A 13,982-nucleotide genomic window follows, 5' to 3' on the forward strand; every position below is an offset into this window, starting at 1 on the left:
CCTTAATCTTGAACTGGGGATTTGGTGAAGGCTCAGATTGGTACAACCATCAACCGAAACTCCTTGTTCCACTATTGTTTCCGATAATGGCATTTTTATTTTTGGGTGAAGAATAGCGTGTGTGCAGGTTCAAGAATGTGACAATTTAAATTTTATTGTCGTCTACCTTATAAAATGCAGAAGTGAAGCAAGGGAAGGCTGGCCTTATTAGGGAAAGTGAGCAATACAGATCACACTTTTTGCAATCTCTCTTTAGATATATCTTTATAAGTAATAATTGTCTCTCCGATTTCATAAAATGCATTGCTAATAACTGGCTCACTCACAATAAAAATACCCTTTACGCTCCAACCATTCCCCGTAAGTCTATAATGGTTTTTCACATCTTCCAAATGATCATTTATCCATTTAGTACGTTTTTTATGTTTTGTAGCAAAAGACTTCTCGTTATCTTTGTCCACAAACATTTTTTTATATTCACAATCCATTTCATAAGGGCTCTTAGAATAGTTGAAATCTTTGACTTCTACCAACACTATCCGCTTTCGTTTGGGAATAATATAAAGAACATCAATATCACCCAATGTATTTCCTGTCACATCTGCTATATGTTTATGATTGATCTTCTTAATATTTCGATCAACTATAAACCCTGTCATTTCCTTAATTTTATTATACACTTCGTGATTAAAATCATCCCCACGTCTATTACTAATTTTCCCTATTAACTGACTCAGTTTACCCTTTCTTGTTTTTAACTTCCCCTCATAAATCAAGTCAACGGTAAACCTCAACAGATGAAATAATTGTCTGTTACCCCAAATAACCTCATCTTCTCTTACAATAACCGGCCTTCTTGTAAAAGATAACTCTCTATTAAAGCGCCAAGGATATACATCTTCCGCTCTGTAGGGTGGTTCTGGTTTCAAATAATTTTCTCGTTTAGTTAAAGAAATATTCCGCAGTACTTTTTCTATGATCTCTCCATTTATATCTGTACCGTTCTCATTAATCCACAAAACCAGTTGTCCCTTATTAGCTTTTTTAACTTCACCAGTAATCACGTCACCGTATGATAGCATTCCAAAGATACAGTTACAAAAATCATCAAATGAAAAGCCGTACTCATCTAAAAATCCAACATTTAACTCTTCCTCTATATTTGGAAATTCCGCACGTGGCAGTTTATCCCTAAAATCTAAGGAAGAATTATATTTGAGCTGCATTTCACGTTCTTTAAAATTTATCAATTGTAATTTATTAAACTCATTTTGCTTCATTCCAACTCTATCAGATATTAATATTTCAACAGGTGTGTTAAAGATTTTATAAAAAAACAAATCATTTTTATAAGCCCATTCAATTATTAAGGAGCAAATAGCTAATAATTTTTCATATTTCCATTCACCCAATATTTGCGTGCCATTCGGCGGACAAGCAGCAATGTATTCAGCTAAAAATTTAAGTGCTCTTGAAGTTTTATTTAGTTCATTGAATTTTTCGAAAATTTTTCCTTGCTTTTCTGGATAACAAGCGATGTCACATGCATATCTATTCTGAGTAAGCATTAAATCATACATAACTTTTTCTAAATCAAAACATACCAGTTCAACCAAATACATCGATTGAAGCTCTCCTACTTGTTTTTGAAGTAATTCATATAAATAACCTACTACAAAGTTTGCTAAAGTTAATCTCTCTTCATCTTTAATGATGCCGTATGTCCACTTTCCAGAGTTTAAAATTGCACTTCCAATTTCATCCAACAGTTCATTTTCATCTTCTGAATGTATTTTTCGAATATTTCCATCTAAGGGCTTTAAATAAGGGTTGTTCATATAATCAAGAGTAATAAATTTCTTTTTCATTGGATTTGAAAAAATACTGCTTAGCTGCGTTATGTCTATACTTCTCTCAATGGTGAACTTTCTCAGAACATCGAATAGAGCACCAATTAATTGTTTTTCAACGTTATTGTCTCTGCAACTTAAAGTTCTAAAAGCATTTGGAGTCCAAATTAAAGTAATCAAATTGTCATCAGTCGAAAAGCGTAATTCATCTTTTAAATTAATTTCTAGCTCTGTACTCTCATAGTACTCCGAAGTATTTCCAGATAGTATAATCTGTATTTTTATCATGTCGAAAGCAAAATTACAGCATTCAACAATCTTTTTACATTCGGCAAGCCAATATGAAATGGAATCCACAATTAAAAAATATACATTGATACTTTCGTATTCATTTATTTCAGGAGAAAAAATCCATATGCACACATTTGAAAACTTAACTAAATGTGCAGCCTTTGGAACATTGAATGATGCATCCATAAAAATATTTCTTGTTTCATCATTTTGTATGACTTCAAGGTAAAATTCTTCTTGATAGGATTCAACCAAATGCCTTTTTTCTTTATTAATAGCCCTATTAATGTAATCCACAGAATCTCCAGGTGCTACAAAAAGCATGCCTTTCTTGGGATTAAATTCATCATTTAAGTAAAATGAATACTGATTTTCCACATAGATTTCAATACTATTTAGCTCGCTGAATAGATTTGGTACGCCATCCATCAATTTATTCTTAGCACTAATATACCTCGGTAAAAATAGACCATTTGATCCTTCGTTTATTGAAATACATTTTAAATCATACGGATTCAACGATAGTGGTTTATAAGAATATCTTGAATTCATCCCAACCTGAATTGCTCTACCAAAAGAATATATAATGATTACATGAAAAATATCTTCATAGCTTATTTTTTGAAGAGACAACTTTGCATATAAATATTGCATTCTTTGATCCATATGCTCATAAGAAGAGTCATCTGATGGGTACATTGAATAAATATGATCCTCAGAATATTCCTTTCCATCATCGCAAATGAATGTAACAATCATAATTTGATTGTTACAAACATTCAGCAATACTTCTTTGTAGTAGTTACGAACCAATAAATCGATATCCCAATTTTTTTCTTGTATTTTCTTGTGTTCCAAAATACTTAGTGACTTGATACAATCTCTCCAAACTGCAACATTGTAGACGTTAATCAATTCATTTCTGCATCCATACTTGCCTGCTAAGCTAATTATTTTATGAAATACGAATGTAGATAGAATAGATATATTGAGAATTATCGATCTATTATCTTTTGTTTTTATAAATGGTTTTACAAAAAACTGTTGTTGGTCAGCACTTAAAGCTGTTTCTATATCACTATTCCCAAATTTATAATACAGTTCTTCTATTATCATTTCGTCTTGAAACGATTTTCGGATGTAATCATTATCAATAACAACAACTTCTAAAATCCTATTCAACTTATCGCTACTGGGAATTACAATGTTACTTTGTATTGTTCTACTTTGGTTTTCTAACTTATAACCTAACCCTGATGCAGCTCTATTAGATATTGTAAGTACAAACTGAATCATTTCTGATGCAGTTTTTAAAAAATTAATATTAAAATCATTTTTTCGTAAATATAAAGTATGAATCAACTTTTGCAAGGAGTATCCCGGAAGATAGTTGTTGCCAGAAAAGATCAAATAGTTATCATAAAACATTACATTTTCAACAAATGTGTTTTCAGAGGGGTCTACAGCTCTCTTTAAATCCATTGCATCCAATTGATAAATAATACTTCGGAACTTACCACTGCTCATCTTATTTGACGAAGTATATTCATTACATTTTAAGGAGAGTAATGAAGAAACAAGCGCGTCTAATAGAATAGCTTTATTCTGATTATCAGGTAAAAGGTTTAATGCAGACACTCTCGCGACAAAATCAAACACATCATACTTCTTTACTTCCCCAATAATATTCTGCATTGTCTCGTAATCTCTCGATTTGTCGTATGAATGATTGAATGTATCAAAGGGATTATGTATATCAAATCCACCAAATAAACTCTTGAACTCTTTATCAATCTGCAATTATTACACCATCCCTTTTAGATCAGTTAAAGAGACCGTAACTTAATAAACACCCGACCATACTGATTAATCTTAGAAGAAAGATGAGGTAGGAAGAGGTACAGATATCTCGGTTAAGCTAGATTAGTTATTTCGTCAAAATAAAGAATTATATTTTAGTCAATTATATACCCCATCTTCCGACTATCGGAAGATGGGGTATATAACAGTCAGGTACGTAACGTTAGAAAAACCTGACGCCCTCGTAACTGGAAGAACGATACTAACTAGGAGAAATTCAGTGCTCTTCAATTAATTTATCAAGCACTTTATAAACATTTCCTATCTGATTCGCACACCAGGCCACGTATTCATCTGCAATAAAGTTTCCTTTCTCTAGAATAGATTCCTGAACTCGAACACTCTCCCCGTGAACTCCCCAATACTTCCTAATCCGATCCTCATTAAGTACTTCTGTGAACTTATCAATAGCAGGTATACGCTCCACTTCGTGCCCAAAACCATCTCGATTGTTTATAAGTAAATAATACAAAAAATAATTGTAACCTTTATCATACCTCTCTGGATTAAAACAGATTTCAAAAAGATAATCGTTTATGGCTTCATTGATTCCATGCTTATCTTCTTCACCTTCGATATCGTAATAGCCACAGGGAATACCACTACTATAGGTTGCACTCCCTAATTGATAAGTAATAAAAGATAGCATCCTCGATTTTAATTCTAGCAATTTGCTGTTAAAGGAATCATCAGGTATTTGAGAATTAATGTAGGAGTAAGAATTAGCACAAACAGCTTCAGCTGAAAGTTCTAAAACTTCCTCAAATATATTTTTACTCTTGTCTATGTATCTTGCTTTAAATACCCGAAATACATATTGAGAGATTTCTCGCATTTCTCCAATAACTATGTTTCTAACAATTCCTTCAGTAGGATTGTTGGGCCCACCGTGTCTAGACAATGCCCTTGTCAGATTAAACATATCACCACCTCTATCCGCACAACAATAAAGACGGAACAACAGCAGGTCGTGCAGACCAAGAATACCCCTTTCTTCCCTAGCTATGTTCTCCAAAATCCCACTGTTCTTATGCTGATTTTCTCCAAATATCCACTCAGCTATCTTAACGACATTTTCATTTGTATTAATCCAATACTTTCCTTCTTCGTCGGTCCAACCTACTTTATCTAACAACTTTGCAATGAAAAGAATTATTGAATTTCGCCTTAAACCAACGTTTTCAATTTCGAGCATTGAATATCTTGATAGGTTGTCTAACGCATATTGAATAATTTCTTTTGCTTTGATTGGTGAGTATTCGCTATGAGGAGAATTTATCAAAACTCGCCACAGTTGTTCATGATTCCCCTCTCCTTTTGAGAAAGAAAATTCTTCATGCTGTAACACATCAGCAATATTGGTTTTCTCCAAAATTTCATTTTTTAAGTTCACATAGAATTTATACTGTTCTGTCTGTACTGGACGGGATACTTTAACTATTAAATTCAAATAGCGCTCAAGGTTCCCCCCCTTGGGAATAAAAAGTGATCCATTGAAACAAGCATAAGAAGTGGCCTGTTCTGCAGTAATGTTCCTTGCAGATTGCAGACGCTGATCTGCATTAAATACTTTATTTAAAATAAATCTTTGATTTTCAGTCAAATCTGCTACGTACTGAGTGTACAATGTTGAATTTTTATACCCATTATCAGTATTCATTATGCCACTATCTTTAGGGTAATGGTCATCAAACTGCCCAACTAACGAAAAAAAACCTCGTTTACCATGCATCTCAGTATTGTATATTTTCCTGAATATATTCGGGTAATTGATATAAATTATCAATAAATGAACTAAGTCGCTCTTATCGAAATCGGCATTCGAAAGATCTAACTGCTCCACTTCAAGCAAAAGAATAGTATTAACTAGTCTTTTCAGTTTTCTTGCATCACCTATAAAAGGAATATACAAATAATACTCCTTTGAGTTGAATATATCTTTAAGCCCTTCTACTGCCCTGGATACCAATTCAGGATTGCTCAGTAAATTTCTTGCCAATGATCTATCCTTATATTCAGTAAAATAATCCAATAGTAATTTATGATCTAAATATAAGCTCATTTTTATGTTTATGAACTTTTCCAAAAACTCGATAATTTTTTCACTATCTAGCTTTTGATGTTCCAAAGCAGTAATATTTTCTGTGTCATAACAAAGTACATAAGATATGTTAGGAAGAATAAAAGATTTTTTAATAACAAATAGGATTTCTTTTATACTTGAAAAACTCAACCGATCTAAATCATCCACCACAATAACAATTTTTTTATCCACCCTCCTTAAAACCTCGTCTAACCCCTCAAATGTTCTATCAATAGATGACTTGTCAAAAGGCACTCCGAATCTAAACCCCAAAATTGAGATAGTTAACTTAGAATCACTCAATAACTTTGCATATTTTGCAACAAGAGATTCTAATTCAGGCGCATAAAAATTATCTTTAATTACTTTCAATAAGCCATCCACAAATTTATCCAATAGCTTATCACTATTTTCGAATCTAAGCGGATCAAACCGGTAAACTATCACTTTATCTTTGAAGTCTGCACGCCAATGCTCTCTGCAAAGATTTATAAAAGTAGATTTACCAGTTCCCCACGGTGCATCAATTCCAAAAACCAGGCTCTCTGGCGAACCTTGATTATATACTCTTCCGGCGAATCTTTTTGCTATTTCGAAAAATTCAAACGCATCATCATTTTTACTTTGTCCTTCTTTATCACTCATGAAACCAGAATTCTCATCACTCTTTTTGGTCATTTTAATTTGCAGTTTTCTTAAATTTATCGCTGCATAAAAAACAAGGGGAATTGACAAAAGCACTACCGTATACAGCCACGATAGCGAAGAAATCCATTTTTGGAAAAAGGATATTCCTAGACCTCCTACTACGATCATTGAGATAACTCCCGCAGAAAACACAAGGAGAAGATCGAATCTCCAACTTTTTACAATAAATTTAATTTGCTTCTTTCTCCTATACAAATAAATACAAGCTATTAAAAAATAAAGACCAATGATAGTCCAAAACCAGCATTCCCGCTGATTTTGTGCAGAGCTATTTTCGAAGCCCAAAAGAATCACTTTAGTACATAGTGCAAATTCTGCCAATATAATTCCAAATAAGAATATTTTAAACAGAAAGAAACAGTTTATTTTAATCAGTTGATAACTCTTGTTTGTTTCCTGCACACTAACCCCTCCGTGACATTCAAGCATTTTAATATTTTTACTCGAGTTTCTAACATAATTCTACCGTCCTATAGAGAAGCAAGCTTATATAACTTCCCCCCCTGGATTCGACGTTTTTCGGCAATTCCCTTTTTTATCAACAAATTACATTGTATGAATACTAACAACAATGTCCGCACAATTTTCATTTTGATTTCTATATTATACCCCTGATACCTATGCATGATAGGTAGTCCTCGCGAGAGACACTACATGCATCGAAAGGCCGTACATCTTCAACCGTGTACGGCCTTTTTGTGTCCTACCATATTAACGGAGGAAAGCAAATGAACCCCTATTCACCAATTGAAATTAAACGCCTCGTCTCGGGATCCCTGAGATAAAAACAGGACAGCTACCTAATTCGTGAATTATTTCAGCAGTTCCCGACAACAACAGTTTTGTGCTTCCTCAGAAATTGTCGTTCACGACCTTTCTGCTGGACTGGCTTAATAACGTCATCAAGAATAACGTGGAAACGATAACTTGGGAAAGCTATGAACTGGTAATCACCAAGCACAGCGTTCCTTACATGAGAACGCAGCTAAACGATATTCCGTTGCACGAATTACAACCGATACACCTTCAACGTTATTATGAATTCAAACTTGCTTCGGGGCTATCTGGCAATACGTTACGAAAGCATCATGCTAACATCAAATCGGCAAGCAGCTATCGATCGTTGCCGCTTATGGAGAAAATAAAGGAGTACCTTGAAATTATCCAAGAACGGCAAAAGCAGAACAAAAAGCTTTACGGCAACGATTATGCTAAATCCGGGTTTGTCTGTTGCTGGCCGAATGGTTCTCCGCTGAAATCGGAATATCTTAACCATAAGTTCAAACAACTACTCTCCGAGAATGATTTGCCACCGATCCGATTCCACGATCTTCGCCATTCTATAGCCAGTTATTTGCTTAAGCACGGTATGTCACTCAAAGAAATTCAAGTCTGGTTAGGCCACGCCGACATTGGTACGACAGCAAATATCTACTCTCACGTCGACACAGAGATGAAAAAGAATACCGCTCAAAAAATTCATGATCTTTTCTCTAAAAACAAATCCAAACAAGCAAATCCGGCAAAAGAAGGAATAGAGCCGGATGAATAGAGAACTGTGGAACCTGTTGAATGACGATACAATGCGCTCAAGGCTCGTAGAGCTAATTAGGCGACATTTAAACTTGCTGTGGAACACAGCATAAGGATTGCTGTCCAGTGCGCAGGGAGGCAATTAGAGAGGAAATCCAGCGTTTACGAACGGAGATAAATCAAATCATTAGTGAAAGTAAAGGAACATAGAAAACAATTCACCAAACGTATCGAAAACCTCGAATCCTTACCATCAAACCGCAAATAATGACCGTTGTTAGAAAAATGTTAGAAAAACCCATTCGACCCTCTCTCCACCTAGCCGCCAAACAAGCCCCAGCAACCGAATAAAAAGAAAAGAAGCCTTATACATCAAGGCTTCTCGGGTTTGTATGGATGGTGCGGTCAAGAGGACTCGAACCTCCACGTCATTGCTGACACTAGAACCTGAATCTAGCGCGTCTGCCAATTCCGCCATGACCGCATGCATAAGTGAATTCGGGGGTTTCTCGCACCGCGTTGCCGCGCTGTAAGCGTAACCTTGTCGCAATCACGTTTCTTATAATAGCACGGGGTTTGAAGCGAAGTCAAGCCAACCATGGAAGTTCAAATTTTCAGTTAATATCGGCTTATTCAGTAAGAAGGAGATATCGCGCTTCCGCCTGGTATGTCCATCCCGGGTGCGTCGAATTCGTCCGAAAGCTCTGTGTCCTGGAAAGCATTCTTCTGCAAATGTTGTAAAGGATCCTGTCCCGCGGAATAATCTTGAACCTTCTCCCCTGCCAACCCTCTGAGCGCCCCCTGTACTCTTATAACCCCTTGAGACATCACGTGACCGCCGGCTGCCGCCGAAGCCACCGCTGCCGTCTCCATAATCTGCAGGTCGCTCGCACCAAGCGATCTCGCCTCTTCTACATGATAATAAGTACAGACCTCATTGTTGGCGAACAAAGCTACACCTAACGCAATGAGCTGTTTCGTGCGTGCATCCAATACTCCCGCTTCGAAGCATTTTCCCGTAAAACGATCATATGTACCCGCAACGTCGGGAAGAGATCCTGCCATTCCTGCCGCATCATTCTTATACTGCCGTACTTTCTGCTCCATTAAAGTCATTCTTTTTGCCTCCGCATGCAATCAGGGTTCAGATCGTAATTGGTAATTACACCTATTACACCTTTACATCTAATCTCCCTCGCTTGACGGCATTTCATTCATTAGACCACTGCCTAGGCTCGCTGGCCAACTGGATATCATAGCTCCGCTTCACCTTCACGACCTTCCGATTCGGGCGCCTTATGAGCAACTGCTCCTCGTCCCATGCGACTACGATGCCGACCACGTCATTTTGCTCCAAAGCGTCTCTTACGACTCTGACTTTCGTCCCTTCCACTCGGAAGTGATCCAACTGATCGTCATTCACGATTATCCGTCTCCTTCAATTAAGATGAAAAACCCGCAGAGACTTATGTCTCGACGGGTTTCCCTCAAGCAACACCGAACTAGTTACCCGACGTGCTCTCTTGTATCGTTCGTTTCATACCAACAATCCAGAACCTTGCTAGACATGACCCGTTTGCTTACATAATCGGCTTGATGGTCCTCGAAACGATCTGTCCAAGGAATATTGAGTTCTTCGCAAAGCTTAACGATAGTAAGCAATTCTGACCAAGCGACATAACGTTTGTACCAGAAAAATTGCGGGTGTTCGATCATGTATGGATACAGGTCGTCGAACTCCGTGTGTTTGCAGTCAAGCGCGCGTTCGAAATGAGTTTTGGACTCTTCCAGCTTATTCAGGAAAAAGTCGACCGACAAGTTAATATTTTCCATCTGCTGTTCGCCTCCCCATCTGCAGGTTATTCCTATTATACGACAATGAATTCCGATTAGGAAAGGATATTCATAGCCCTAATTTAATCCAAGAAGGTAATGGTGTTGTCTTCGAGCGACTGAATCTTGACTAACGTCTCCACCCGTAAACCAAGTTCGCGTAACGTTCGGCCGCCCGCCTGGAAGGATTTTTCCAGTACGATGCCGATTCCGACTAGCGAAGCACCCGATTGTTCGATGATCTTAATGAGTCCCCGAGCCGCATCCCCATTGGCAATGATATCATCGATGAACAGAACGGAATCATCCGAGCTTAGCAGATGCCGAGACACGATCAAGTCGGTAACGATGCCTTTTGTGAAAGACGGCACCCGTTCGCAATACGCATCCGGTTCTCCGAGCAGCGTCTTCTTCCTGCGGGCAAATACAAGCGGAACTCCGAGCTCCAACGCGGTTGCAAAAGCGACGGGAATGCCCGAAGATTCAACCGTGATCACTTTGGTGATCTTCTCTCCGGCAAATCTTGCGGCAAACTCCTTACCCATCTCCATCGTCAATTTCGGATCAACGCCGTGATTGAGCAGGGAATCCAATTTCAACACTCCCGAGTTAATGACACTCGCCTCTTTCAGAATCCTCTCTTTGAGAATATCCATGGTTTCCTCCACCCTCCGTTGTCTTTTCCGTTTAACGTACCATATCCGTTACCCCTTGCGCAACATTAAGAATGTATGGGATGGAACGATCAGCAGCCGAAAATACTCATGACTTTAGTCCCGACAAAATTTGACGACATGCGACAAAAGAATGATTTTATGAAAAAAGAACATTGTCGTGAAACTTTTCCATCATTTGTAATGTCTTATATTATGTAATAGATAAAAAGGAGGGATCATCATATGCCGGGAAAAGCTTATTTTCGACTTAAAATTTGGAGTTCTCTCCTGTTAGTCGCAAGTTTGGTTTCCTGCCGCTCGCCTGTTAACCAACCTGCTTTCGAACCAGCTAATGATCCTTCTATTATCTCTTCCAAACTTGTCTTGTCCGCGCAGTCACCTGATGATATAAATACTGGCGGGACTTATTCATCGGAGCCTTCGGTTGCGCCTGTCTCTGCTTCTTCATCCGCAGCCCCAAAAACCGACAAAACTCCTGCTTCCACAGTCCCAGTCGCCGAAGTATCCCCTATCCAGCCCAGCCCAACGGAAATCGTGCTCCCGCCGGAAAATTCTTTCCAACGGAACTCTCCGTCTTTAGGTGGAATTAAGCTTGGCGCCTCCGATAAAGCCGTATATAAGCAATATGGTCTTCCTAAGGAAACTTACTCGCTTCCCGGGGACAATCAAACCATTGAAATATGGGAATACGCCGGTGTCTCGGTTGGATTAAACGCTAGCAATCAAGTTGTCTATGTGGAAATCACATCATCTGACGTGAATACGGGTATCCAAGGGTTGGTTAGCGGAATGAAAGGCTCAGAAGCTGCTCATCTGCTTGGAGTAGAAAACGACGATCAAACTAACGTGTTATCGGTTGAAGTAACTGGGGGTTGGTTTAAGATCGATCTTGATCCAGATACCCAGCAAGTGCTGTCTCTGAAACTTCTCGGCAAAGAAATCTAAAACGCCCTCCTTCATCGGCATGATCCGGATGAAAGAAGGCGTTTTTTGTTCGGGTTACTTCTTATGCGCAAATCCGCTTAGAGTTCTCCCCGCTCCGCCAGCAGATGAACCGCCAGCACGAACATGGCATGGGACCACGTCAGCGGAACGACCCAAGCCGTCTCTCCTGTATTCCGATCAACCTGCTCAGGCAAGAGACCGGAAGAAGTAACATGCTTAATCGCATAATCAAGCAATTGCCTGGCGTCCTCATATCGGCCCTGTAAAGTCCGATAATGACATAACCACAACGTGGTTAGGATCCACGGATTTCCGCCGATGTACCCGTCATTCTCGTACCTCCTAATGCCGCCGATATTCGGTGAGGTTAATAACCTCTCGATGGCATCCGCCGTCTGTACCATTCTCGGATGATCAACCGGGACGGCGTCAAACGGCACGCTAATGCCCAGCAAACTAACATCGACGATCGGATCGACATCGAGAATATAGTTTTCGTAGCCCTTGTCCCTTTGCTGAACGAATCCGCCTTCACCGCGGGCAATCGCAGCCTCGTAAGTTTCCTTGGAAACCGTTAGCTTTAATCCCCGGTAATAAGAGCCTTTCGATTCGTTCCAGCAGCGGCTTTCGATGGCAGATGCAATGTCTTGTGCTGCTTCTTCCCACTGGGCGGACAAATCTTCTTTCCCTTTGCGCCGGGCAAAAGCCGCCGCCGCGGTCAATCCGCCATACACGGCTGCTGCCGAGTACGTATGCTCCGCTTCGCGTTCTTCCCACAAGTCCCTGCTTGGAAGAGGAAGACCCGTATCTTGATCCAATTGCTGGAACAAGAACGCTGCCCCTTTCTCAACCGCAGGCCACATACGCTCGAGGAAAGCTTCCCGCTTTCCCGAATGAATATAATATTCCCACATGCCCCACAGAAGAGAGGCACCTTCATCCATTTGCAGCCCCCAACTAGGCGCCAAGCTACCATCATTATAATGACGCTGCTGCCAAGAACCGTCGGGCTCCTGCGCCGTAATGGACCAGTCGTAGAATTTCTCCGACAAAGCCCCTAATCCCGCTTTGTTGAATGCCGTTGTCACGAAGGCCGCATCGCGCCCCCAACTGTAGGCATATCCACCGCAGCGGCTGTAATACTCATCGAATTCCGGCGCTGCTACGATCGTCCCCGTAGACTCGTCCGCCATCAGCTTCATGGCGAGCAATGAACGCTCGTACAGGGCGGCAATCGCTTCGTTTGCGCTTGGACAAGGTGCCGCATCGGCTAAGTATTTCGACCAATACGCTTCCATTTCGGAATACCACTCTGCATAGGATCGGCTTTTGGCCACTGTCAGCGCAGCCAAAGCTTCGCCACGCGAATGGCCCGCAGCTATATACATCGGGAAATCCACCGATTGGCCCGGCTCTATTCCTGCGAAGGTCCACTTCATAGCTCCGTCCGATTGCATGGCGATCACATTGCCATCCAGATACCCGTTAGCTGCAGCGTGCCATGAGCCATTGCCCGCTTGATATCCGCTGCATACTTCCGAACTGCCCACGGCAAATGCATACTGGTGACGGAAATGAAGCATCGCATCCTGCTTACGCTGGAACTCAGTCGTTGCATACAATTCATTTTCCATGATTCGGAACGAACCGTAATGGTAAAATTCCAAATCCCTTGTTTCATGCCCATTGTTCGTAAGACGATAACCACGCACCATTAACGGCTGCCCTGGAGCGGCAAAATCCGTCTGTTCCACCGTCACCGGATAATCCGGATGCGTGGAAGTTACGCGGTACGCGTTTGTATGGGGCGCATAGTTTGCTGCATGTTGCCAACCCGCATCTGAATCATCGAACCAGGTTACGCCCCCCGACGTATTTCCCAGCTTCAGTCCCGTACGAATTTCATCCACATGCTGCGGGTAATCGATGTGCGGCCACCATAACCGGTACAATCTCCCGGTTCGTCCAAGAGAAACCAGCATGGCGGAATTGCCTGCAATCGCATCCACGAGATACGGTTTCTTCCGAAGATGTTGTTGCAGTTGTTGTTCGTTAATCATGATGCAGCTCCTTTGAAGCCCGAAACGAATTCTAACGGCTGGAGCACCCATACCGATAGACTTTCGCTTCCCCCTCGGGACCGTGAATCGTCCTTTGTCTATTTTACATGATCTTGTCTTGTCAGCAAACTCGCTTTGCCAT

At 40.2% G+C, this 13,982-nt stretch carries 8 protein-coding genes, 1 tRNA gene and 1 pseudogene; 2 read left to right on the top strand and 8 right to left on the bottom strand.

Annotated elements, in window-relative coordinates; genetic code table 11:
* Positions 1 to 230 precede the first annotated feature (230 nt).
* Both K7P76_RS27780 and K7P76_RS27785 read right to left on the bottom strand, forming a co-directional pair.
* Entirely contained in the window at positions 231 to 3,941 is a 3,711-nt protein-coding gene (locus K7P76_RS27780; RefSeq protein WP_232189337.1) for an anti-phage protein Upx-like protein, read from the bottom strand.
* 277 nt (positions 3,942 to 4,218) lie between these two features.
* On the bottom strand, positions 4,219 to 7,194 hold the full coding sequence (locus K7P76_RS27785; RefSeq protein WP_232189338.1) for a KAP family P-loop NTPase fold protein: 2,976 nt from the start codon (positions 7,192 to 7,194) through the stop codon (positions 4,219 to 4,221).
* Positions 7,195 to 7,636: 442 nt separating this feature from the next.
* Here K7P76_RS27785 and K7P76_RS27790 point away from each other — a divergent pair, with 442 nt between their 5' ends.
* Positions 7,637 to 8,344: a tyrosine-type recombinase/integrase gene (locus K7P76_RS27790; protein WP_309244799.1), complete on the top strand. Its 708-nt coding sequence runs from the start codon at positions 7,637 to 7,639 to the stop codon at positions 8,342 to 8,344.
* A 378-nt stretch (positions 8,345 to 8,722) separates the two neighbouring features.
* Here the strand turns inward: K7P76_RS27790 and K7P76_RS27795 are convergent.
* The 5 genes and pseudogenes from K7P76_RS27795 to K7P76_RS27815 all read right to left on the bottom strand — a co-directional run bounded on the left by K7P76_RS27795 (position 8,723) and on the right by K7P76_RS27815 (position 10,814).
* Positions 8,723 to 8,809 (bottom strand) — tRNA-Leu (locus K7P76_RS27795).
* 308 nt (positions 8,810 to 9,117) lie between these two features.
* Positions 9,118 to 9,441: pseudogene (locus K7P76_RS27800) on the bottom strand (carboxymuconolactone decarboxylase family protein); the annotation flags it as partial.
* 94 nt (positions 9,442 to 9,535) lie between these two features.
* Complete coding sequence (locus K7P76_RS27805) at positions 9,536 to 9,751, bottom strand: hypothetical protein (protein ID WP_232189425.1); 216 nt, start codon at positions 9,749 to 9,751, stop codon at positions 9,536 to 9,538.
* Between the two features lie 80 nt (positions 9,752 to 9,831).
* Entirely contained in the window at positions 9,832 to 10,158 is a 327-nt protein-coding gene (locus K7P76_RS27810) for a hypothetical protein (protein ID WP_232189340.1), read from the bottom strand.
* Between the two features lie 83 nt (positions 10,159 to 10,241).
* Positions 10,242 to 10,814 (bottom strand): xanthine phosphoribosyltransferase, encoded by a 573-nt coding sequence (locus K7P76_RS27815; RefSeq protein ID WP_232189341.1) that lies wholly within the window; start codon positions 10,812 to 10,814, stop codon positions 10,242 to 10,244.
* Between the two features lie 243 nt (positions 10,815 to 11,057).
* Between K7P76_RS27815 and K7P76_RS27820 the strand changes: the two genes are divergently transcribed.
* Positions 11,058 to 11,780 carry a hypothetical protein gene (locus tag K7P76_RS27820; protein WP_232189342.1) on the top strand — a complete coding sequence of 241 codons (723 nt, stop codon included), beginning with the start codon at positions 11,058 to 11,060 and terminating at the stop codon, positions 11,778 to 11,780.
* A gap of 77 nt (positions 11,781 to 11,857) precedes the next feature.
* On the opposite strand, the gene K7P76_RS27825 is transcribed toward K7P76_RS27820, so the two are convergent.
* The gene (locus K7P76_RS27825; protein WP_232189343.1) at positions 11,858 to 13,840 is read right to left on the bottom strand and encodes a glycoside hydrolase family 15 protein; all 1,983 of its coding nucleotides are present in this window, start codon (positions 13,838 to 13,840) and stop codon (positions 11,858 to 11,860) included.
* Between the last annotated feature and the right edge of the window lie 142 nt (positions 13,841 to 13,982).

Origin of the sequence: Cohnella silvisoli (assembly GCF_021190915.1) — a bacterium.
GTDB classification, from domain to species: Bacteria; Bacillota; Bacilli; order Paenibacillales; family Paenibacillaceae; genus Cohnella; species Cohnella silvisoli.